The following is a 23,218-nucleotide window of genomic DNA, read 5'->3' as shown; positions in this document are numbered from 1 at the left end:
CTCTTTATTATAAGAATGATAGAATTTTAGCAACGAGCAACCCGTAATAAGTTCCTAGAAAAGAACCAGCTAGTGCCATCAATACTCCAATGGGAATCAAAGACCGATGGTATGCACCTGCAAGGAGCGGCGCTGAAGCCATTCCACCAATATTAGCAAGACTTGAAACACCTAAGGTAAAAAGGTCCATTTTGAATAGTTTAGCTGCAATCATAAGCACAAGCCCATGGATCGCTAGAATGACAAATCCAGATACGATATAGATGGGTGCTTGAAACAACTGGGTAAAGTCAGCACGTGAAGCGATTAAAGCAATGACAACATAAAGCAACACATTTGCCACATCCATCGATCCAGGTACTTTCGCTATCCTTGTCATGGCTAGCACTACACCGACAATTGAAACAATGAGAATCGTCCATGTTGTGGCGTTTACAACCGTTCCAAACTCAGGAAGCAACTCCCCAAATTTAGCCGCTACAGCTGAAATAAAGATAGCGAGTGAGAATAATCCCATTAGGTGAACAAATGATATTGATTTTTGCTGCTTTTCATCATGTTCTTCTTTCAGTTCAGCAGTAATCTCATCAAGATGGGAGGTGTCTGCTTTTGCCCATCTATTAAACACACCTGAAAAAGGAACTAGCCAGAACATGATCATGACCCATGTCGAGTAGTTCACAGTGTCCATGATCAAGGCATAGCCGAAAATATTCTCAGGCACATCCAATATCCCTTGAATAATCACCATGTTCGCCGACCCACCTGTCCAGCTTCCAGCCAATGCCCCAAAAGCCTGCCAAGTTTCCGGTGCATATAATCCTTGGAACAACAAATACGTAATAACAAAACCCAGAACGATACTAAGAGATGCTGCAAAATACCCAATCAGCATCTTAGGGCCAAGCTTAACCAGCTTACGCAAATCGCAATTCAACAACATTAATAGAATTAGCATAGGTAATAGTGCGTCTCGAACGTTGCCATACGTTGCGTCGATTTCCTCCGTCGATCCAATGATGCCGCTCGTTTTTAAGATCGCCCCACCAAAATAAATAAGTACAATGCCTGGTACATACTTAAAGAACTTACTCTTAGAACTAGATTCAAAGTATGCAATCAACCCCGCCAGCCCAACAACTACACCCAGGTACAAAAATCCTCCTTCGATCATCTTCATTCCCCCTGCTTGAATTAATATAAAAAACCCAGCTGACAAGAATAATATTCTTGTCAGCTGGGTTTTATCCACGAAAAGTAAGATAAAGCAGCTCCCTATTTATTTAGGGCTTCTTTATATTTATAATAGGCTTGTTTAAAAGCTACAATCAATGCTTTCTGAGAGGATCCAAAATAGCGCGCATGAACTTCTTCAGCAGCCCCGTCGCAGTCCAAAATACTTCGGCCCACAAAGAGACTCTGCACAAATTTAACTGTGATGCCCATCATCGCTGTACACTCGACATCAACAATCAAATTCGTTTTCGAATCAATGACGAACCCTATAAAAAAACTATCGTATTTCTTAGTTATCGGGTTATTTCCAGGGGACTTTGCTTCCCCGACTACATAACAAGTTTCATTCGCATACACTCTATTCACTCTCCAGAAAGATCCGGCATCTTCCGCACGGGATACCTGCCCTTTAATAGGAGCCTGCTGCCGACACGAAATGTAGATGTTCCCGGAAGAAGTCTTGAATGGATTTTAACACATAATGAATGCGTTTTCAATAATTAACTAAATTTTCTTACATAGAGGGAACTTATTAGAATCCATTTCTATTCATTAGAGCCCCATCTCAACCGCCTCTCTAAATCATCCCAACGTTTTTTGAGAAAGGATATACCATGTGAAGTAGCTGGCCACGAGCAGCATGACAATTCTCACAGTCACTAATGGAACGATGAAAAATGCAGAATAGATGATCGAAATCCAAAGAGTGGTTACACCGATAACTTTTGCTTTTAGTGGAATTCCGTTTCCTGCACGAAAATCCCTAATGTAGCTGCCAAACCACTTATTTGTTATCAGCCAGTAATACAGCTTATTCGAGCTCCTAACAAAACATGCTGCAGCTAACAATAAAAATGGTGTTGTTGGTAATAATGGCAGCAGAATTCCCGCTAAACCCAGCCCTAAAGAGAGGAAGCCTACTATGATTAATATAATTTTTTTTACTAATTTCATATTTACGTCCTTCGTTTCCTTAAGAAGAGTAGTTTCAGTATAACTTTTATCTGCATCAGGTGGAAACCAAAAGGAGGAAGCCTGTCGAACTTCCCCTTCTATTTAATACTATCCTTTTGCTCCTCCATGCTTCCTTCGGTGATGAATCACATTAATCTCGGCTCCGACCATGAGGATAATACCTGTGATAAAGAACCACAGCATTAAAATAATGATCCCGCCGAGGCTCCCGTACGTAGCAGAATAGTTGCCAAAATTGCTTACGTAAAAGGAGAACGCTAATGAAATAAGCTGCCATAGAATCGCTGTAATGATTGCCCCAGGTAAAATTTCTGGAAATGGTAAAGATTTATTAGGGGCGATGTGATATAGAGCCATCAAAATGGCACTCATGACGATAATACTGATCACCCAGCGAAGCACCTGAAATAGAATAACCGTTTGCTCAGGCAAACCTAAGAAGTTATTCACGAAATTAATAATTACATCCCCGAATATTGGGAGGGCAAGAGCAACGACAATCGCAATAACCATCCCTATTGTAAGCAGGATCGACAGCAGTCTGACCTTAATAAATGATCTCGTTTCATCGACGTTATAAGCAATGTTCGCTGATTGGATAAATGCGTTTACTCCGCTTGAAGCAGACCATAATGTACCAATAATTCCGACGGTTAATAAACCACCTTTAGGCTGCTCCACTAGGCTGACAATATTTTCACGGAAAATTTCCGCGGTGCCTCCTGGGACAACGTTTTGCATAAAACCCATCACCGTTTCAGTATCAATATTTAAGTAAGGTAGTATAGATAATAGCAAAATAACCATAGGCACAATTGCAAGTAAATAATAGTAGGCTTGTGCCGCTCCCAAAATTGGAATATTGTCCTTTTGAAACTCAGCCAAGACCTCCTTGGCATAGCTGATCATTTTCTTCATAAAATGGTTCCTCCTTAAACCGCTTGTATAGGTCTATCCCCTTTTTCACCTAATTACTAACACTGTTTGACAATTTTCCGAGAGATTATCTAAAGCGCCTTATCCTTTATCCCGAGTAAGTTACCCTGTATAATTTATTTTAACAAAAAGGGGATGTCCATGAGCATACCAAAACCACTTGTTCAGTTGAATCAGGCATTCATTGTTGTTTCTGTCCTTTTAGCGTTAGTCACCCATCACGCAGTATTATTTGTTCCGTTTATCATCGGTGTTTACACGTTAAGTACAAAACAAAATCCTGTCATTCATTTTGGTAAGAATTTTTTGAAGAAGCCCTTACATCGCTATATTCCTGAAGATAAAGAGCAACAGCTTTTCAATCATTGGATCGCTACCATTTACTTAGGATTATCGATCGCCTCTTAGGCTGGACTGTGGCTGCGACTATATTCAGCCTTATGGTATTAGCTGCCGCAGGTATTGACTTGATGGGCTTCTGCATCGGTTGTACGATCCGTTATTGCTATATGATGTGGAGGCATAGACGTACAACAGGGCAAAGTTAAGGCACCGGTGTGATGGATATGGTTATGACTTGTTTATTTCCTTTTAAGTTTACTGCTTTTATTGCCGAATACCCTATCGCTATTTCACTTCGATTAGAAATCCTAATTCTCTCAATATTTAAACTATATTTGGAATGGTTTGTCTTCCTTCTTGCATATACATTTATATGAAAGGAGGACAACCCATGAACACTTCTTTATCCGCAATAAAATGGGTTCGATATGTAACAGCCTTTGTTTTTATTACTTCCGGATTTATAAAGGTAACAGGTAATGGTTTAGGTGAGTATTTCACAAGTTTAGGCATACCTAATTCAATCACAATTATGTATGTAGTAGCTGCTATTGAAATTGTGTGCGGAATACTTCTCGTCGCAAATAGGTATGTGAAATATGCAACTCTTCCACTAATGGGCATTATCATTGCCGCGCTATTGATAACAAAGGTTCCTACTCTACATGCCGGCTTTATCCTATTTCTTTTCGAGGCTAGATTAGATATCGTTATGTTAGGCCTGCTATTTCTTCTCTACAATCAATACCCTCGAAGTTCGTTATAAACAGACTAACCCATGAACAGTAATTGTCCTGCCTATGTCAACAAAAAGGCGTCCTTAGTTGAAGTATTCTTTTCTTTCCCGGTCCTATGCAATAACAAAGCCCGTCTTCCTTTTATATGAGACGGGCTTTGTTATTCTGTAAGATTTTACTGTCACGTAAAATACTCTAACTTGGCTTCCGGGAAATAAGTATCATTATATCCTCCTAGTGTATCTTTCATATCTTCCTGCTCTTCGTCCTGATAAACGTATTTGCGATTCCGTAGCGGCCCCATTTCCACTTTCTTTTGGATTCCTCAAGCTCAAGCTTACTCATAGGATAGTTTTTCTTTAGCTGGCTTCGTAAACCGGTGCTGGAGCAACTCAAATGTTAAATCTTTGACGGCATGGGAGGGAAGGGCACTTTCTAAACGTTCAAACATTTCCTTATATCCTTCCTTCCAACCTTCGTGCAGGTAAATGGGGGCAACGATAAATCTTTAGGGACGAAAAGGAAAACATTGCAGGTGTTTCAATGAACAACACTTGAAAATAACTATCAAAAAGGTTTCCTCCCTTAGAAGCGAATTTTTATTACGGCTAATTCGGACTATCCCCTACTTTTACAGTCTGTTTGTTGATCTGCTGTCTCTTAATGATTTATGTAAATATTTCGTTGAGAACAACGTTATGAGAAGAGTGGTATTTCACCCCCTAAACTCTTGGTCAATATGTTGGGTTGGATTTTCCTGAGGCTTTGCAAAATAATAACCCTGAAATAATTCATATCCGATGTCAGCTAGGAATCTTATATCTTCTGATCTTTCAACCCCCTCTGCCAACGGCTTAGCATTTATATCGCGGGCAACTTGCAGGACTGATTCAGCCACGTGTTGCTTACCAAGGTCTTCGCTCACCCCATCAGAAAACTCCCGAGCTAATTTAACAAAATGGGGTTCTAGACTTGATAGCTTTTTAAGATCATTCACACCTGTTCCAACATCATCCAAGGCATATTTAAACCCATGTGACTTATAATAATTCAAGATTGATTTAAGATGTTCGATATCTTCAACCTCGTCGGTTTCTACAACCTCAAAGACGACTTGTTCTGGCTTAAGATTGACCTTTTTTATAAGCTCAAAAGTTGTTGAAAGACAATGTTCCGGCACATAAATGGCTGTCGGGATGAAATTTATGAAAATCATCTTATTTGTGATGTCGATGTTTGAAGCATTTTTTACCGATTCGAGACGACAAATGCGATCAAGAGCAAATAACCTGTTACGTACTCTAGCGGCTTCAAACATTTTGAATGGGGGAATAAGATCTCCCTTTTCATCTATCCCTCTTGATAGGAGTTCATAGCCGAACATATCAACCTGATTATTTTTAACACTGACAATGGGCTGGTAGTGAGTTCGTATCGAACGCTCCTCAATGATTTGGTCAATCCAACTGGCTTGTCGTTCTACCCGAAACAATCCGATCCGCTTCATTTCATCAAGGTTTTGTAAGGGGGCGGCTTTCTTTGAAGAAACTGCAAAAACTTTATCTGGCTCCATATGACCTTCAAGATAATCCAATAGGTCGAAGAAGATAGGTTCCTCGGTCCAAAAGGTTTTTTCGTTGACAGTGAACCATTTTTCTTCGGAAAAGTATCTAAAGTACTTTTTTAATTGATCAATACTTTGGCCGCCTACAAAATAAACTGTATACCCGTGATGCTGTGGTAAACAAATATCACATCCATTTAGCATTTACACTTCCTCCTTTATGCAGTATTCACTTACTTTATCGGTAACAAAACCTTAGTCCTTTAGTTTCAGTTCGAACAAGCGGCTGTGGAGATTTCAGTTAATCTTTGAAATTCACGTTTTTTTAAAAGTATTTCTGAAATAGCCTTGTAGTAAAGGGGATTTTTTGTTATAGTACACTCAATTAAATATTTTCTTATTTCAATACTTTTGAAGTAAGGATAGAGGAGCAAAGACCATTAGTACACAATACGAGGATAATGAGATCCCATGACTATTGTGAAAAGGGGAATTTGCCGAAGCGGGGAGAATCTCATGTTCTTGAAGCTGGTTCTGCTATTGAATAAATACAGGGCTGTCATATAGGAAACTATATGGAGGGCTATCTTACGCAGGAACGATTTTCACAAATATGTTTCTACGGCAACAGCGAAGCCTTCGTTGTTGCTTTTTTGCGTTTACTTCCGAATGGCCCGGACCACCTCTGAATTTTTAAAATTATACAAAAGGGTGTGAAGTTATGAATTTCGGCCAAGTTTTAACTGCCATGGTGACTCCGTTTGACCATAACGGTGAGGTTGATTTTACTGCTACGAGAACTTTAGTCAATCATTTACTAACCAATGGTTCTGATGGATTGGTTATAGCTGGTACAACTGGAGAATCTCCTACATTGACAACAGAGGAAAAGATGGACTTATTTAAATTTGTGGTGAAAGTTGTTGACGGAAGAGTTCCAGTCATAGCCGGAACTGGATCAAACAACACAAATGCTTCGATCAGTTTGACAAGGCAGGCAGAGGAAGCAGGGGTCGATGGAATCATGCTTGTTGCTCCATATTACAACAAACCGTCACAGGAAGGCTTATTTCAACACTTTAAAGCGATTGCCAATTCCACATCATTACCAATCATGCTTTATAATATTCCGGGACGAAGTGTAGTAAACATGTCAGTAGAAACGATTGTCGGCCTCTCTAAAATCAACAATATTGTATCTGTAAAAGAGGCCAGTGGTGATTTGGATGCCGTGGCAGAAATTATTAGTAAGACGGCTGATGAGTTTACGGTATATAGTGGTGATGATGGAATGACATTGCCCATCTTATCAATTGGGGGAGCAGGAATTGTTTCCGTTTCTTCACACATTATCGGAAATGAAATGCAAGAAATGGTCAATAACTTTACGAGAGGTGATGTCCGAAGGGCTGCTTCGATACATCGTGAGCTTCTCCCAATCATGAATGCATTATTTGCTGCCCCAAGCCCCTCACCAGTAAAAGCAGCGCTAAATATGAGAGGGGTACATGTCGGTGATGTTCGCCTACCATTACTGCCTTTGAACAAAGAAGAAAGAGAAGTACTACAAAGAACCCTGCCGCCTAATGAAATAGAGGCTGTTGGTTGAATAACAAATAAGAGACCACATTAGCAGAGTGAAAATTCCGCTAATGTGGTCTTCTTTTAAGAGGATGTTCAAAAGTCACCAAATGATTAACGGCGAATTTCTTCGTTGCTTGGTTTTTCTGATCCTCACATATGAAAGGCATACGGCTTGCGGTCCTCAAAACTTTCGCGCCTCGAACTTCTTGCGACGCACAGGACGTGCTAGTGTCGACTTTGTGACAGGAGGTGACGATCTTTGTCGACGTTCTTCATTCGTCAACTTTTTGAACACACACTTTAAGTAAAATGGACATTATTATCAATTAATCTACTGCCATTTCTAAGTCTTCTACTTTTTTCTCTAAATAATTAACATCTTTCCTAGCATTAAAGCGCTCGGCTTTTTCAACTTTGACTGCAATACTATATTGAGGAATTCCTGAAGGCCCATCATAAACACCTTTTGGAATTAAAAAGTTTGCTTCTGGGAAATGAAGGCCGACATTTCCGTTTGTAATATCAGCAAAATGAGCTTTACCTTGAAAAGTTCCATGTTGATTATAAACAACAACTGGTTCTCCATTTGTGATATTTAACTCTCTTCCATCTTCTTCACTCATTAAAACATCGTAACGTCCAGCAGCGTTAAATGGATCTGTTTTTTTGTAGACCATCGAGTTGAATTGCTTCCCACGCCGGGTTGTAATGTAGAACGTGCCTTCTGGTTTATCAAGTTTTGGAATATCAACTTGAATTAAATTTCCTTTCCCATCAGGAGTTGGACAAATTCCACCTTCGCATAACCATGCGCCTCCCCATTGGAAAACATCTCCCTGTTTCTTTAGATGTTGAATGCCGTCGTAATTTTGATTTGCCAGTGCAATTTCATCCCGAATGGACTGACCATCCTTAAAATCAACTAAATGCGCAGTTTCAGGTTTAACTCTTTTTGCAAGGTCAATGTAGATTTTCCACTCTGATCGTGCTTCTTCAACCAACTGTTTATTCCCTTTAATTTCAGGTGAGAAGTAAACCATTCGTTCAGTAGAGGTAGAAGTTCCTCCGCCGTCTTGTTCATAACGGGTTTTTGCTGGAAGCACAATAACGGCTTCTTTCGCATCAACCAGTGTTGAAGTATTAAAGATAATATCCTGGTGAACACGGATGTCTAATTCAGATAATGCCTCCTCAATAAAATCAGGGTTTGGCATCGTTTCTAAGAAATTACCACCGCTCATATAATACATTTTCAGCTTTCTTTCATTATCTTCTGGAAGCACAGCATTCTCAAGAGAAACACCAACAATATCACCTTGCCACTTTGGAAGTTCGAAGTTCCATACGTCTTCGATTCTCTTGACATTCTCCTCATCCCAGCCGCCGCCAGGAAGGACAAATGGATCCGCCCCCATTTCGCCAGAACCTTGGACACTAGAGTGACCACGAAACGGCATCAAACCAGCATGCTCGCGCCCTAAGTGACCGCGCAAAAGGGCTAGGTTGGCAACTTGCGAGATATTATCTGTTGCAAAGGAGTGCATCGTTAATCCTAGCGCCCAAGCATATACTGCACTTTTACTATTTGCTAGCAGTTCAGACAACTCAATAATTCTTTCCTTTGTTACCCCTGAAGACTTCACAATCTCCTCCCAAGACTGATCTTGGACCTTCGCTTTAAGCTCCTTATAACTATTCACATGCTCTTGAACAAATGGGTGATTAATGGCCGAACCATGTTCTAATTCTTCCATATCAAACCAGTGTTTCATGATACCATGCATGAAAGCAATATCCCCACCGATGTTTATTTGATAAAAGTCATCCGCGACCTTTGTTCCAAATAACGCAGATTCAGTATTAGAAGGGACCCAATATTTATCCATCGCCGGCTCTCTATATGGATTGATAACAATAATTTTTGTTCCCTTTTTCTTAGCAGCTAACATATACTTTGTTGAAACAGGTGAACTATTCGAAGCAACAGAACCCCAGAATAAAAGGACATCGGTTCCGATCCAATCTTGATAGTTTGCACTACTTGCTCCAATCCCTACAGAACGTTTAAGAGCTGTTTTGGAAGGGGAATGACAAATACGGGAAGCATTGTCAACATGGTTTGTCCCAAGGAAACGGGATACCTTCGCAGCTACGTAATAAGATTCATTTGTGATTCCTCTTGAGGTTAAATAAAACCCATATTGTTTAGGGTCCAATTTTTTCATCTTTTCTGCAATCATATCCATTGCCTCATCCCAACCCAGACGTGAAAACTTCCTTTCGCCTTTTCTACGAATCAATGGATATGGAATTCGACCTAACCGACGCAATTCTTCACTACTATATTTCTTAAGTTCATCAATATCTGCGTGAACCATCTCTTCTTTCATGGCAGGCATTGTACTTAGACGTAATACATTTAAACGAGTGGTACAAATATGCGGACCCTTTAGTGTTTGGTCTTGAAGGCCTGAAACTCCTAGTGCACAGCCATCACAAACACCCTTAGTAAGGATGTTCTTAGCGTAATTTATATTGTCCTTATTTTCCCACATGATTTTCATTGTGTCCCTAATATGTTTCGGCTTCACCTTGCCTAGGCCAAATGGAACTGGACTCACCCAGTGCTCAGGTGCGGGCTTTTTAGATACTTTTATAGGTCCTTGGTGTTTTGTTTCTCCCATTTTCACTCACTCCTTGTAAAATTGACCACTTGATTGTTCAAATAAAAAACCACCGTACATACTTTTACTAGGTAAAAATACTACGGTGGTTAAGTCTTTAGCAGGGTCGCTACCAAGTGCCAAACCTGTTATTTAGAATATTTTTCTTCCACATTTTCATCAAAAATGAAGATTGACATTCCGAAATCACGATGAATATCAATGTCAACAAACAAATCAACATACTTACATCCTAGAAACTCTTCCATCTCAACAGGAGGATTCTTTCTATACATTTCTTTCACCATTTCTGTGCGTGCAGCCCGGAGCAGTTGTTTTCCGTCATCGGCACTCGCGATGAACTTCTCAACTGGTGATAGATTTCCCTCCATCTCGCAAATCGCCCAGTTTTTACAAAATGTTGTTGTGATTTTGCTTGGTCCTTTTCCCATATGCTTTTTTCTGAAAGAGCGAACAAGGTTACTGAATTCTGCTTCGTACTTATTCATGGTGTCCTCCTGTAAAAAAACAGTTATAACATGTTTATACTTTACCACAATTCCGCCGTCATAATGAAATGTTAGCTAGCTGCAGATTTACTTTTACTCTGTCCAGCATTTAGGGCCCGCAATTTATTTATATCTTTGCGAATAACTAAAGAAACGATTAAGGCAATGACAAATAATCCTGCAAAGAACGTTAAGCTTGCTGAATAGCTTCCTGTTGTATCTTTCATCCACGCTGCGAACATGGGACCTGCTAAACCAGCTGCTGCCCATGCTGTTAAAATGTAACCGTGAATGGCACCAAGCTGTTTTGTACCAAATAAGTCGCCAATGTAAGCTGGGAGGGCCGAAAACCCTCCGCCATAGCACGTGTAAACAATTGCAAGCATCACTTGGAACAATATGGCCATCGATGTATGGGGCAATAACGCGAATAATACGATTTGAACAACAAAGAACGTTGTGTATGTATTCGTTCTACCTATATAGTCGGAAACGGTGGCCCAGCCAATTCTCCCTAGGCCATTAAAGATTCCTAGTACACCGACTAACGCTGCTGCTTCAGTAGTTGTTAAACCAATACTCTCTTGAGCTAGAGGTTTTGCCGCTGATAAAATGGCAATCCCACACGTCACATTAATAAACAGCATCAACCATAAATAGTAAAACCTTGATGTTTTGATTGCTTCGTTTGCTTTTAATTGAGATAAATCTTGCTTAACCTTGGATCTACCCGATGCTTTTTTTTCTTTAAAGCCTGCTGGCGCCCAGTCCACAGGGGTTTTTCCAAATAAACGGATGAGGCCACCATCACAATAAAATAAGCAATTCCTAAAATGTAAAATGTATTAGCCGTGCCGACGGATTTGATTAATGAATCCATAACTGGACTACTGATCGCAGCGGCAAAACCAAACCCCATGATCGCTAAGCCAGTGGCTAACCCTCGGCGATCCGGAAACCACTTCACCAGGGTAGAAACAGGAGCAATGTAGCCTAGCCCTAACCCGATTCCCCCTAATACTCCATAAAAAATATATAATAGAGGCAGCGAACCTAAATTTACAGCCAACCCGGATCCAAATATACCTACCCCAAAAAATGCCGCAGCTAATAACCCCGATTTCCTGGGGCCATATTTTTCAACAAAGTGCCCAAGAAAAGCTGCGGATAGCCCTAAGAATAAAATGGCTAAACTAAATGTCAATTGAACTTGTTTTGCTGTCCAACCAAATTGTTCAATTAAGGGAGCTGTAAAGTTACTCCATGCATAAACAGAGCCTATTGAAAGATGTATCCCTACAGCGGAAGCTGCAATTAGCCACCTGTTTTTCACTTTTTTCACCATTCCTACATCATCCTTTTAAATGTCTTTTACAAAATAAAAACCGTTAACCCCTCCAAAAGAATACAGCTGCAGTATTCTTTATGGAAAGATTAACGGTTAGTAAATAGCAGGGTTCGCTACTATCGACCCAACAGTTAAAATCTCTTTAATAGCTTTTTCAATAAATTTGACCGGCGACAGGAACGCTATCTCGCGTCAAATTTGTTAAATTTTTTTGAACTCTTTAAAAGAATAGCACGAAAGCGCTTAATATATCAACATTTTTTTATAAGAATAATAGACAAAAATCAGTTAGGTATGTTACTTGTTTGATCAAATAAATTATTTATATACGATTACAAAATTATTACTTTGAACAGGGTGTGAATAACACGGTTCTTATTAATTTTTCTTATACAAATTGGTATAATTACCCTATTCATTATAAATGTTTAACATACACTTGAATAAAAAGGAGTAAAAATAAGTCGTTTTCCTGAATGCAACAGTATCTAAATGTTACAGAATTACCAACAGAGACCTTTATAAACACCTAGAGGATGAGTGTAGCTACCTTGTCCTCTCTCACCAACTTTTGCAACTTGTTATAGGCTGACGATTGCTTGCATCATTTTTCGTTGCAGAAACACTGTAATCTTCGAGGAATAGAACCTCATCTTTATTAATATCTCTCGACTTTAATACGGCAAGTTGTTCCCGAAGATTTTGCGAGCTTGAACTAACTCGTGAATAAGCGACAACCAGTTCCTTCTTCAATATTATTAGCAATTTGGTAACAAGCTTTTGTATCCAAACAGCTGATTCTGCAGAAAGGTCCTGTGAATATGTGATTTTTGGAACACGAGATTTTGACATCTAACCATATCCTCCAGTTTGATATAAACACACTTGCAGGAGAAGATAAGTTTATACTTATTTCTGTTTTAAGCGACTCTTTTGATCTTTTGAATCAGCATTGCCAAAGTCTATTTTTAATTGAAAAGAGGACTGTGCATTTGACCCTTTCATTAATCGTATAACAGAATTCTTAAACGATTCAACTGGCTTTAGTCAAACCATTGAAAATATTAATAAAGACACGATTCAATCAAATGTGAATCTAAAAAGAGCAGTTAAAGAAGATTGAAGTAGAGCTTAAAGAAGTTAATACCGTGCAAGAAAAATATATGGAAGCATTTGAGCAAAACCTCTTCCCTGTGTCCATATTACAGGAACGGTTACAGAAGTTAGCTAAGTCGAAGAATGACTTAGAACAAAAGAAAAAGCAGCTTTTTTAGCTTTTGCTAAATAAGATATCCATCAAACATTCGAACGGTCGTTCTCGAACTATGGATAAAATAGAACTCGATTTTGACTTTTCCGAAGTAAATCTGTCCAAGACATTTATACTTATCCACATCCTGTATCTTGAATCAGATTATTCAAAGGAAAGTTCCCCTTCAAATTTTGATTCAAAAGATAAAATACCACCTTATCTTCAACTTTTTTGCCTCTATTTGTGGTACGGTTCATTCCGAATAATCTTAAACGCCAGATACACCTAGAACCTCCTAGCAGAGCAATTTTTTCATCACATGTACTGGTTCATAGCAGGCATTCACATTGAACCACCCATTTTCCATATGTTCATGCTGATCGCCTGTCCACAATATATTGGATACAGGATTCGTTTCCAGGAGGACTTCGCCAAAACAAGACGGCTTGTTCCCTTGCACTTTTCGTTCGATACTATTAAAGTATGTATTGATTGAAATTCAGCATAACTAGTAATGAATAGGACAGAAACATCTTCACTTTTTAATTTTGGGGACATGTTTCCCCTTAAGGAAAGGGTTCAGATATACTATGAAAGATAACTTTTGGCATGAATTGCCGCGGCCGTTTTTTGTTCTGGCACCAATGGAAGCCGTGACGGATGTCGTTTTTCGTCATGTCGTTAGTGAAGCAGCGAGGCCTGACGTGTTTTTTACAGAGTTTACGAATACGGAAAGCTACTGCCATCCGAAAGGAAAAGACAGCGTGCGAGGGCGTCTGACGTTTACGGAAGATGAACAGCCAATTGTTGCCCATATCTGGGGAGACAAGCCCGAATACTTCCGTGAAATGAGTATCGGTATGGCAGAAATGGGTTATCGAGGAGTCGATATCAATATGGGCTGTCCTGCTCTTAATATCGCAACGAAAGGGAAAGGATGTGGACTCATCCGTCGTCCGGATGTTGCAGCTGAAATCATCCAGGCAGCCAAAGCGGGAGGACTGCCCGTAAGTGTGAAGACCCGTCTCGGTTATACGGAAGTGGAAGAGTGGCGCCACTGGTTGAAGCACCTCCTGGAACAGGATATTGTCAACCTTTCCGTCCACCTCCGTACGAAAAAGGAAATGAGTAATGTCGATGCTCACTGGGAACTGATTCCGGAGATCAAGAAACTTCGTGACGAAGTGGCCCCTGATACGCTTCTGACGATCAACGGGGATATTCCTGACCGTCAGAAGGGACTTGAACTCGTAGAAAAATATGGCGTAGATGGAGTGATGATCGGACGAGGGATCTTCCATAACCCGTTCGCTTTCGAAACAGAGAAGAAAGAGCATACCAGCGAAGAACTGCTCGACCTCCTTCGCCTGCAGCTCGATCTTCATGATAAGTATTCCGAAGAACTAGAACCACGCCTCTTCAAACCGCTTCGCCGCTTCTTTAAGATTTACGTCCGCGGATTCAGAGGAGCGAGTGAGTTGAGGAATAGACTGATGAGCACAGAATCCACCGATGAAGTCCGTGCCCTGCTTGATCAATTTACAGAGAAAGATGGATTGAAAGAACAGCAAGGTTTTTCTGTTTTTTAAGTAAAGTAAAGCCCGTTTCGTTTGAACCGAATCATTCTTTGATTTTTACAGGAGATGAGAGAGAGCCGTTCGTGCTCTTCTCTCATCTCTTTTTTATAAATGAAAGGAAAGGAGGCAATAAAGCTGGTGCTTCAATGATCTTTGGAAAAAAGGGGCGGGGATGCCATCGCTTCTTTAACCGCTTTTCACTTAAAGCTACCTCTATTTTTTGTTTTACCATCACTTGTGATACGGTTCACCCCGGTTAATCTTAAAGGCGCGGTAAACTTGCTCCACTAACACCAAGCGCATCAACTGGTGAGGGAACGTCATTTTTGAAAAAGACAACCCGAAGTCACTTCTTTCCATAACTTCATCACTCAAACCTAACGATCCACCAATGACAAAAGCGACCTTGCTCTGTCCATACGTAGCAAGGCCGTCGATTTTTTTGGCAAGTTTCTCTGATGTTAGCTGCTGACCGTTGATTTCAAGCGTAATGACATGGGTGTCGTGGCCAATCTTGGAGAGGATCCGTTCTCCTTCTTTTTGCTTCACTTCAAGGATTTGGGCTTCACTTAAGTTTTCGGGTGCTTTTTCATCAGGTACTTCGATAACCTCGACTTTGGCGTAGGGGGAGAGACGTTTTGTGTATTCTTCAATGCCTTGTTTCAAGTATTTTTCTTTTAATTTTCCAACGGTAATGATGGTGATTTTCATGTGTCGTCCTCCGTGTATAATGTTTGCTCTAAGTGTATCATGTGTCATTCGAAATCTGCTCATTATTTAGGATAAAGAACAATCTTTTGGTGTTAGGGAACAATCATGCTGAGATAGGGAACAATCCCTTGATGTTAAAGAACAATCAGTCCAGACAGGGAACAATCCTATTGCGTTAGGGATCAATCCCTGTAGTAGAAATCCCTCACCATCATGGATTACTCCTTCCCATGCTCTTTTAGCATCAAAATCCGCTCCATCATCGTTGGGTGACCATACCTGAAAAATTTTACTAGCGCCGGTGGGTTGACATCAGTTAGCCCATTGACTGTCAATTCCTGAAAAGCACCAACTGCTGCTTCCTTATCTTCTGTCATTTCGATAGCGTACATATCCGCTGCTTTTTCAGCATCGCGCGAGATCGCTAGTTCAATTGGACTCGCTGCAAAGGAAAGCAAGGAAAGGATAATAAATAGGGCGGGTAATGAGGAAATGTCGGCAACATTTTTTACTCCCCAGCTTGATCCCCATTTACGGATGACCATGTGAAGCAACCGGTAGGCGAGGTATAAGCCGACAAGGCTGGAAATGATGACACCTGCTAGATTATAGTAGAGGTGGTTCATCACATAGTGGCCAATTTCGTGTGCCATAATGAACAGGACTTCCCTGTCCTTGAGATGATTTAAAGTTGTATCCCATAAGACAATGCGCAGGTTTGAGCCGATCCCGTTTACATAGGCGTTCATTGCATTCGTTTTTTCGGACATGTCCACTTCATACACACGTTCTGCGGGAATATCTGCTTCATCAGCCATGTTGAGAATCTTTTCTTGTAATACGGGGTCGTCTAGTTCAGAGAAATCGTTGTATAGTGGGTCGATCACAACTGGTTGAATGTACATCATGAAGATGAGAAATGGGATAAGCAGTATCCAGGCGTACAGCCACCATCGCTTGGTGAAACGCTTCATGAGCCAGTATAAAACAGTAATGAGCACGGACATAATAAGGACGCCAATCCAAAAGCCTAACAATTCGTCCCGCATCCAACTTGAGAAGCTTTGCGTCGAGATGCCGTAAGCGACAGAAAGCATACGTTCAGCGTAATAAATCGGAAACGTAAGAATCCAGGTAAAAGCAGATAACAGCAATACATAGATTGGAATTTTGACAAAGGAAAATCGCGATAACCTTTCTCCAAATTGTTTGAAAATCGGGGACACTCCGAATATAAGTACACCTAAATAGATCAGTCCTTCTAAAGGCAGTCCGACAAAAAACAGGAAGTCCTTATACCTTGAAAAATCCTGGCTTAGTTCTAGTTCCTTAGCCGTCATAAAGGTGGCAGGGTCCGCTGCTGTACCTTGATAGGATGCGGGTACCCCCGTACCCGTCCAATGGAACAAATAAAGGTAGACGAGATAGGCATAGATAGGGAAAAGAATAACAGTCCATAGCACAAATCGTTTTTTCATCCTTATTGCGCCTCCGTTCTTAAATACACTCTTTACTACTTGTACGAGCTCTATTCATTTTTAGAACCGTCATTCTTTTTACCAAGGCCTCTCCTAACCATAATGTTTTTGATATGGAGATTCCTGAAATGACCTACAAAACTTTTTTGGATTCAGCTATGGTGGAGCGTAATTTATAGTTGTTGAAAAAAATCTTGAAAATAAAATAAGACCAGCTCCCGAATGACTTCGGAGCTGACCTTTTATAGTGGTAATCACGTTTTTATCCACCGCAGCATTTGGCCTCAATTAGCCTAAGCTGACCGTCTAATTTTTTGGAGAAATCGGAAACCCTTTTAAACAGTCGCCAGCTGTTCGAGTACTTTACTTTCTGTCTCATCCTCTTTCTGTAATTCTTCAAAAGAGTAGACACCTTCCACATAGATTTGATGCCATAGCATAAACATCAGCACCGTCCATATTTTCCTGGAATAGTCACCCTTTTGTTGAACGTGAGCTTCAAGCAAATCAAGGACGACAGATTTATGAATGAGATGGTCTGTGTCACTAGTCGCAATCAGTGTTTTCGCCCAATCGTATAGCTCGTTTCTTAGCCAGTGACGAATCGGAACAGGGAAACCGAGCTTCTTACGGTCGAGCACATGGTCTGGCACGATACCACGTGCAGCTTTACGCAAAATCGACTTTGTTGTTCCATCAGCAATTTTGCTATCAACTGGAAGCCCGCGAGCAGCGTTGAACACTTCCTTATCTAGGAAGGGAACACGTAACTCAAGGGAATTTGCCATCGTCATTTTATCTGCTTTTAACAAGATATCGCCTCGTAGCCATGTGTGAATATCAACGTACTGCATTTGGTGGACAGGATGCTCCTCCTGAACATTTTCATACAAACTTTTCGTCAATGATTGATAGGTGCTGTCTTTTCTGAAATTAGCGAGTAGTTGTTCTTTTTCAGGTTCTTCAAACATCTTCGCATTACCGATATAGCGGTCTTCCAATGGTGTTGTCCCACGTTCCAGAAAACTCTTGCCGCGCATACCTTCAGGAAGTATATGTGCCACCTTTTGAAGTGCTTTTTTTACAACGGGCGGTATCGAATTAAAGGCCTTCAATGACTCGGGCTCACGGTAGATATTATAACCGCCGAATAGCTCGTCCGCTCCCTCGCCTGATAATACAACAGTGACATCCTTTCTGGCTTCTCGTGCAACAAAATAAAGCGGTACACAAGCTGGGTCAGCTAATGGATCATCCATGTGCCACATGATTTTCGGAAGCTTCTGAACATATTCTTCTGGTGTAATGATGTAAGAATGGTTCGTTACATTAAGCTTATCGGCTGTTTCTTTTGCCACATCTACCTCTGAATAACCTTCACGTTCAAAACCTACAGAGAACGTTTTAATATTTGGATTGAAATCTTTTGCAATCGCAACGATGATTGATGAATCAATCCCTCCAGAGAGGAATGAGCCCACTGGTACGTCACTCCGCATATGCACATCTACCGAATTAATCAGTGAATCCTGGATTCGAGTGATCATTTGCTTTTCATCCGTGAGCACAGGATTGAATGTCGCATGGAAATAGCGTTCAATATGAAGCGGTTCTTCCGGTGTTTTTATAAAATAATGACCTGGCTCCACCTTATGAACCCCTTCAGTTAGAGTCATTGGCTCTGGGACATATTGGTAGCTTAAGTAGTGCTGCAAAGCTTCTGTGTCCACCTTGTCGCCTGCTTGAGCCAGGCTTTTCTTCTCAGATGCGAAGCTTAAGCTATCATCATTTTCCGTATAATAAAAAGGTTTGATACCAAATGGATCACGGGCGCCGTATAAGCTCTTTGTTTCCTTGTCCCAAATAAGGATAGCAAACATCCCACGCAACTTACTGAAAGCTTGCTCCTGCTGATCTTGAAAAAGAACAGCAATCACTTCCGTATCTGACTCTGTTTGGAACGTATAGCCTTTCGCTTTCAGTTGTTCACGAAGCTCTACATAGTTGTAAATCTCGCCGTTGAACACCATCCAATAGCGTTCATTTTCAAAATGAAAGGGCTGTTGGCCGCTCTCGATATCAATAATACTTAGCCTTCGAAAGCCGAGTGAGATATAATCATCGTGATAGTAGCCTTCATCATCTGGCCCACGATGTTTAATGAGATTATTATTAGCATTAAATGCTTGCTCATACTCTTGATTGACCTGATTGCCTTTATTGTGTAATATCCCAATAAATCCGCACATAGGGAATCCTTCTTTCTTTATAAAATAGTTGTTTTACCATTTAGAACCTTGATCGATAGCACACGCGGGCACAGTATCTGATTGTATTACTAATCTACACGTTTTAAAAAAACGGTATCTTAAATGGACCAAGAAAATGTATGATCTACCGTTTTTGTCTGTTTTGTAAAAGTGGTACGTATTCAAAATTCAAAGAATGGTGAAGCATTTTAAGGATGCTTGTCTATAGTTATTGTACCACGTTTTATATGGATCATATATAAATATCAAACTTTTTTAAGACCTCAACCCTTTAGCCTACAGACAACCGCCACCTATGTAAAAACTAGGGGTTTTATTTAAAAAAGCCCCCCACAATGAGAGAGCTTTTCTAAGCTGACGGATATTACGAACTGTAAACCATTACACCAATTGCTCCACTCGCTCAACGACAGATTCTATATCATCTCGACTCACATCATAATTTGTTACAAACCTCACTGTTGCCGGTCCAAAAGGGACAGCCAGAATACCTATTCCTTTCAAGTCCTCAAGAAATTCCTCTGCTGATTTACCCAATTCAGCTACATTAACAAGTACAATGTTTGTTTCCACTTTTCCTTCCAGATTAAGTCCCGTCATCTGGCTAAGGCCCTGAGCTAAAAGCTGGGCATGCTCATGATCTTCTGTCAATCGATCAACCATTTCTGTCAAAGCGACTAATCCAGGAGCTGCAACCATTCCGACCTGTCTCAGACCGCCTCCAAGGCGCTTCCGCCATTTTCGCGCTTTATTAATAAAATCAGATGATCCAGCAATTACAGATCCCATTGGTGCTCCCAGCCCTTTTGACAGGCAAAATTGAACGGTGTCCGCTTGAGCAGCATAATGTTCGAGTGACACTCCTGAAGCAACGGATGCATTAAACAGCCTTGCCCCATCCAAATGGACAGGAATCTGCTGTTCCCGTGCAACCTCATAAACTGCCTGCATATTTCCAAGCGGAACAATGGCTCCCCCCGCCTTGTTGTGTGTATTTTCCACACAAATTAAACTGGTCTCCGGAAAATGAATATCCTCCGGCCGAATCGCCGCGCGTACCTCCTCGGGATTCATCGCCCCGCGGGTTCCTTGGATCGTTCGCGGTTGCACGCCGGCTAATGCCGACATCGAAGCTCCTTCATATAGAAACAAATGCGAATTCGCTTCAAGCAGCACCTCATCACCAGGATTACAATGCGTAAGCACAGCAATCTGATTCCCTTGTGTACCGCTCGTTACAAATAAAGCAGCTTCCTTTCCAAGCATACGTGCCGCTACCTCTTCTAAACGCTGTACTGTTGGATCCTCGCCATACACATCATCCCCTACCTCCGCATCAAAGGCGGCCTGTCTCATGGCGCTGGTTGGTTTTGTTACCGTATCGCTTCGCAAATCAATCATATGTATCTCCTCCTCATTCCCATTATTGTACAAAATGAACGCGATCCTAAACAACCTTTATCCTAACAAGAAAGCTATTAATAGTCGGTTCATCCCCAATGACTCCTGCCATTCATAGAGAATCCCTCGTATTTCGTTAGTAAAATAAGTTCATAAAAGTTCTATTTCCCCTCCGTATTTTGAGTCAATTGTGATTAAGTGAGAATTATTGTGGATAAACGCTAATGATACGCGACCACTGTTATTCACATGTGGAAAAGGTAACTAACGAAAATAGTTACCCACACCTATCCACAGACTTATACACAACCTTTATCAATTTCCGTTTACCCACAGGTTATCCCCAGATTTTATTCACAAGCGTCAATAAACCGAAGTCTATATGGTAGTGGTATATACGTTCGCTACCATATATGCTAATTATCCAGAGCCTTATGCACAGGTTGTGGATAACGTTAAACTATTTCTTTACCCCATGTGTCTCTGTGACTAAAATATAGAAAAGCGCATGCACTTTATATGCATGCGCCCCTCGTTTATTGTTGAGATCCTAATGTAATCGTTACCGTATTTTGTTCTCCATCACGGTAATAGGTGATTTCAAGATTATCTCCAGGATCTTTTTCTTCATAGAGATATTTGCGAAGGTCTATAATGTTTTGTACCGGTTCTCCATCAATGGCTGTAATGACATCCAGTGGTTGTAATCCTGCCTTATCCGCTGGTGACATTCTTGTAATGCTTCGAATATATAATCCGCCCTCAACATCCTCTGGAAGATTCAGGGTAGTTCTCCATTCCGAAGTCGGAACGCGATTTAAACCATATGCTTCGATTCCAATGAATGGGCGATTCACTTGTCCATACTGTTCAAGTTCTGCAATAATTGGCTTAACCGTATCGATTGGAATCGCGAAACCAATACCTTCAACTGCAGATTGAGCGATTTTCATTGAGTTAATACCAATGACTTGACCCTTAATATTAATAAGCGCCCCACCACTGTTTCCAGGGTTAATGGCTGCATCCGTTTGAATTACCTCTGCTTGCCAGTCTTGTTGCCCATCACCATTAAAGTCTTGAGGTATTGCTCTCTGTTTCCCACTAATAATCCCTTTCGTGACAGAGCCTGCAAATTTTAAACCTAATGGGTTACCAATTGTTATAGCTGGTTCCCCTACTTGTAGGTTCTCAGATGAACCTAATTCAGCGACCCTCTCTACATTTTCCCCAGACATCTTAAGTACGGCTAAATCAGTAAATACATCTCCGCCGACAAGTTGTGCTTTCTCTCTTGCTCCATCTGAAAGCACAACTTCAATTTCACTAGCCCCCTCGATGACGTGATAATTCGTCACAACATAGGCCGTTCCATCTTCTTTTTTATAAATAACTCCAGAGCCTATCCCCGCCTGCTCTGGGGTGCCTTCCTGTTCCCAAAAGTTCGCTTGGGATTGAAGGTTAACAACACCTACGATCGATGGAGAAACTTTTTCTACTACCTTCGTGATTTGGCTCGATACATCTAACTGGACAGGCTGTTTAGTCGCTCCAGGTGTACCGCTCCCATCCTCAGCCGTTTGTTCTTCACTTGGTGCGATATCATACGGCAGTATATTTGTTTGTACCAGCGCCGGCAAAGCAAGTAATACAAGAACAGCGCCAAGAATGACCCCAACAATCGTTGGCATGACGAAACGGCGTCGATTTTTTTGCTGTTGATCGGCTGGGGAATGATCGTCGTAATAACCCACGCTTTTCACCTTTCCTTTCTATCCAGAGCTTTTTTTACTACCTAACTGTTACCTTTTCTGAAAACTTCTAAAACTAGTTATACTTCATAAATTGGCGTTGCTTGAGCAGGATCCGTATCATACAGTTCAATACGGGGACCGATTTCAAATCCACGCTCCTCCAGAACATTTTTCACCGACATACGAGCTAAATCTTTCATATTATTATCAAGACTCAAATGAGCCAGATACACTCGCCTCGTTTGATCTGTCATAATATCAGTTAAAGCAAGGGCACTATCTTCATTAGAAACGTGACCTGAGTCTCCTAAAATCCTCCGTTTTACACTCCAGGGATAACGTCCCATACGCAGCATTCCTACATCATGATTGGACTCAAAAATATAAGCATCAGCGCCCTCGACTGTTTTCTTGATCCGTTCAGATACGTAACCTAAATCCGTGACAAGGGCTACCTTCTTCCCATTTCTATGGAATGTATAGAACATTGGGTCAGCTGCATCATGTGACACAGCGAAAGACTCAATATCGATTCCACCGAATGTTTTAGTTTCCTCCATATTAAAATGGAATTTCTGATCGATAGACAGCTTCCCAAGTTGTCCATCCATTGCTCGCCATGTTTTTTCATTTGCAAAAATAGGTAAATTATAACGACGGGCCATAATTCCAAGACCTTTAATGTGATCACTATGTTCATGCGTAACTAGAATTCTTGAAAGGTTAGCTGGATTCACATCCACCTGTTCAAGCAGCCCTTCAATCTTTTTCCCGCTTAAACCTGCATCCACTAAGATTTTCTCATCCCCGGACTCTATATAAAAAGCATTCCCCGTACTGCCTGATGCTAGTACACTAAATCGTAACGTCATATTTAGACA

Annotated in this window: 18 protein-coding genes, 3 pseudogenes and 1 riboswitch; of the genes and pseudogenes, 5 read left to right on the top strand and 16 right to left on the bottom strand. The window is 40.9% G+C overall.

Annotated elements, in window-relative coordinates; all coding sequences use genetic code 11:
• Positions 1-7 precede the first annotated feature (7 nt).
• The 4 genes from MUO15_RS14430 to MUO15_RS14415 all read right to left on the bottom strand — a co-directional run bounded on the left by MUO15_RS14430 (position 8) and on the right by MUO15_RS14415 (position 3,129).
• The gene (locus tag MUO15_RS14430) at positions 8-1,174 is read right to left on the bottom strand and encodes a DUF819 family protein (protein WP_245030185.1); all 1,167 of its coding nucleotides are present in this window, start codon (positions 1,172-1,174) and stop codon (positions 8-10) included.
• 101 nt (positions 1,175-1,275) lie between these two features.
• Positions 1,276-1,602, bottom strand: a complete 327-nt coding sequence (locus tag MUO15_RS14425; RefSeq protein ID WP_318036162.1) for a DUF3870 domain-containing protein — start codon at positions 1,600-1,602, stop codon at positions 1,276-1,278.
• Between the two features lie 216 nt (positions 1,603-1,818).
• A complete protein-coding gene (locus MUO15_RS14420; RefSeq protein ID WP_245030183.1) occupies positions 1,819-2,190 on the bottom strand; it encodes a YbaN family protein in 372 nt (123 codons plus the stop codon).
• Positions 2,191-2,298: 108 nt separating this feature from the next.
• Positions 2,299-3,129: a YihY/virulence factor BrkB family protein gene (locus MUO15_RS14415; protein WP_245030181.1), complete on the bottom strand. Its 831-nt coding sequence runs from the start codon at positions 3,127-3,129 to the stop codon at positions 2,299-2,301.
• A 153-nt stretch (positions 3,130-3,282) separates the two neighbouring features.
• Between MUO15_RS14415 and MUO15_RS14410 the strand changes: the two are divergent.
• Together MUO15_RS14410 and MUO15_RS14405 are read left to right on the top strand one after the other, a co-directional pair.
• Positions 3,283-3,695, top strand: a pseudogene (locus MUO15_RS14410) (DUF4395 domain-containing protein).
• A 185-nt stretch (positions 3,696-3,880) separates the two neighbouring features.
• Positions 3,881-4,255 carry a DoxX family protein gene (locus MUO15_RS14405; RefSeq protein ID WP_245030179.1) on the top strand — a complete coding sequence of 125 codons (375 nt, stop codon included), beginning with the start codon at positions 3,881-3,883 and terminating at the stop codon, positions 4,253-4,255.
• Positions 4,256-4,407: 152 nt separating this feature from the next.
• Here the strand turns inward: MUO15_RS14405 and MUO15_RS14400 are convergent.
• Positions 4,408-4,728, bottom strand: a pseudogene (locus MUO15_RS14400) (spore photoproduct lyase family protein).
• Between the two features lie 213 nt (positions 4,729-4,941).
• A complete protein-coding gene (locus tag MUO15_RS14395) occupies positions 4,942-5,994 on the bottom strand; it encodes an EAL domain-containing protein (protein WP_245030177.1) in 1,053 nt (350 codons plus the stop codon).
• A 211-nt stretch (positions 5,995-6,205) separates the two neighbouring features.
• Positions 6,206-6,384: riboswitch (Lysine riboswitch) on the top strand.
• Positions 6,385-6,511: 127 nt separating this feature from the next.
• Here MUO15_RS14395 and dapA point away from each other — a divergent pair.
• Positions 6,512-7,399, top strand: coding sequence for a 4-hydroxy-tetrahydrodipicolinate synthase (dapA, locus tag MUO15_RS14390; protein ID WP_245030175.1), 888 nt, complete (start codon positions 6,512-6,514; stop codon positions 7,397-7,399).
• Positions 7,400-7,700: 301 nt separating this feature from the next.
• On the opposite strand, the gene MUO15_RS14385 is transcribed toward dapA, so the two are convergent.
• From MUO15_RS14385 to MUO15_RS14370, 4 genes and pseudogenes are all read right to left on the bottom strand, one after another.
• Positions 7,701-10,058, bottom strand: a complete 2,358-nt coding sequence (locus tag MUO15_RS14385; RefSeq protein WP_245030173.1) for an FdhF/YdeP family oxidoreductase — start codon at positions 10,056-10,058, stop codon at positions 7,701-7,703.
• Positions 10,059-10,186: 128 nt separating this feature from the next.
• The gene (locus tag MUO15_RS14380; protein WP_245030171.1) at positions 10,187-10,546 is read right to left on the bottom strand and encodes a Na-translocating system protein MpsC family protein; all 360 of its coding nucleotides are present in this window, start codon (positions 10,544-10,546) and stop codon (positions 10,187-10,189) included.
• A 71-nt stretch (positions 10,547-10,617) separates the two neighbouring features.
• Positions 10,618-11,891: pseudogene (locus MUO15_RS14375) on the bottom strand (L-lactate MFS transporter).
• A gap of 564 nt (positions 11,892-12,455) precedes the next feature.
• Positions 12,456-12,746 carry a recombinase family protein gene (locus tag MUO15_RS14370; protein ID WP_245030169.1) on the bottom strand — a complete coding sequence of 97 codons (291 nt, stop codon included), beginning with the start codon at positions 12,744-12,746 and terminating at the stop codon, positions 12,456-12,458.
• 296 nt (positions 12,747-13,042) lie between these two features.
• Between MUO15_RS14370 and MUO15_RS21705 the strand changes: the two genes are divergently transcribed.
• Positions 13,043-13,168, top strand: a complete 126-nt coding sequence (locus MUO15_RS21705) for a hypothetical protein (protein WP_256464134.1) — start codon at positions 13,043-13,045, stop codon at positions 13,166-13,168.
• Positions 13,169-13,736: 568 nt separating this feature from the next.
• The gene (locus tag MUO15_RS14365) at positions 13,737-14,735 is read left to right on the top strand and encodes a tRNA dihydrouridine synthase (protein ID WP_245030168.1); all 999 of its coding nucleotides are present in this window, start codon (positions 13,737-13,739) and stop codon (positions 14,733-14,735) included.
• A 219-nt stretch (positions 14,736-14,954) separates the two neighbouring features.
• On the opposite strand, the gene rlmH is transcribed toward MUO15_RS14365, so the two are convergent.
• The 6 genes from rlmH to MUO15_RS14335 form a co-directional block, all read right to left on the bottom strand.
• Positions 14,955-15,434, bottom strand: coding sequence for a 23S rRNA (pseudouridine(1915)-N(3))-methyltransferase RlmH (gene rlmH / locus MUO15_RS14360; RefSeq protein ID WP_245030166.1), 480 nt, complete (start codon positions 15,432-15,434; stop codon positions 14,955-14,957).
• Positions 15,435-15,652: 218 nt separating this feature from the next.
• Entirely contained in the window at positions 15,653-16,912 is a 1,260-nt protein-coding gene (locus tag MUO15_RS14355) for a M48 family metallopeptidase (RefSeq protein WP_245030164.1), read from the bottom strand.
• A 335-nt stretch (positions 16,913-17,247) separates the two neighbouring features.
• A complete protein-coding gene (gene asnB / locus MUO15_RS14350; protein ID WP_245030162.1) occupies positions 17,248-19,161 on the bottom strand; it encodes an asparagine synthase (glutamine-hydrolyzing) in 1,914 nt (637 codons plus the stop codon).
• A gap of 402 nt (positions 19,162-19,563) precedes the next feature.
• Positions 19,564-20,583, bottom strand: a complete 1,020-nt coding sequence (gene ltaE, locus MUO15_RS14345) for a low-specificity L-threonine aldolase (protein WP_245030160.1) — start codon at positions 20,581-20,583, stop codon at positions 19,564-19,566.
• A gap of 536 nt (positions 20,584-21,119) precedes the next feature.
• Positions 21,120-22,337, bottom strand: coding sequence for a S1C family serine protease (locus tag MUO15_RS14340; protein WP_305853248.1), 1,218 nt, complete (start codon positions 22,335-22,337; stop codon positions 21,120-21,122).
• A 77-nt stretch (positions 22,338-22,414) separates the two neighbouring features.
• A complete protein-coding gene (locus tag MUO15_RS14335; RefSeq protein ID WP_245030158.1) occupies positions 22,415-23,209 on the bottom strand; it encodes an MBL fold metallo-hydrolase in 795 nt (264 codons plus the stop codon).
• Between the last annotated feature and the right edge of the window lie 9 nt (positions 23,210-23,218).

This window comes from Halobacillus amylolyticus, from assembly GCF_022921115.1.
In the GTDB taxonomy this organism is placed as follows: Bacteria; Bacillota; Bacilli; order Bacillales; family Halobacillaceae; genus Halobacillus_A; species Halobacillus_A amylolyticus.
The sequence above is the reverse complement of the archived record's forward strand: the minus strand, read 5'-3'. Positions and strand labels throughout refer to the sequence as shown.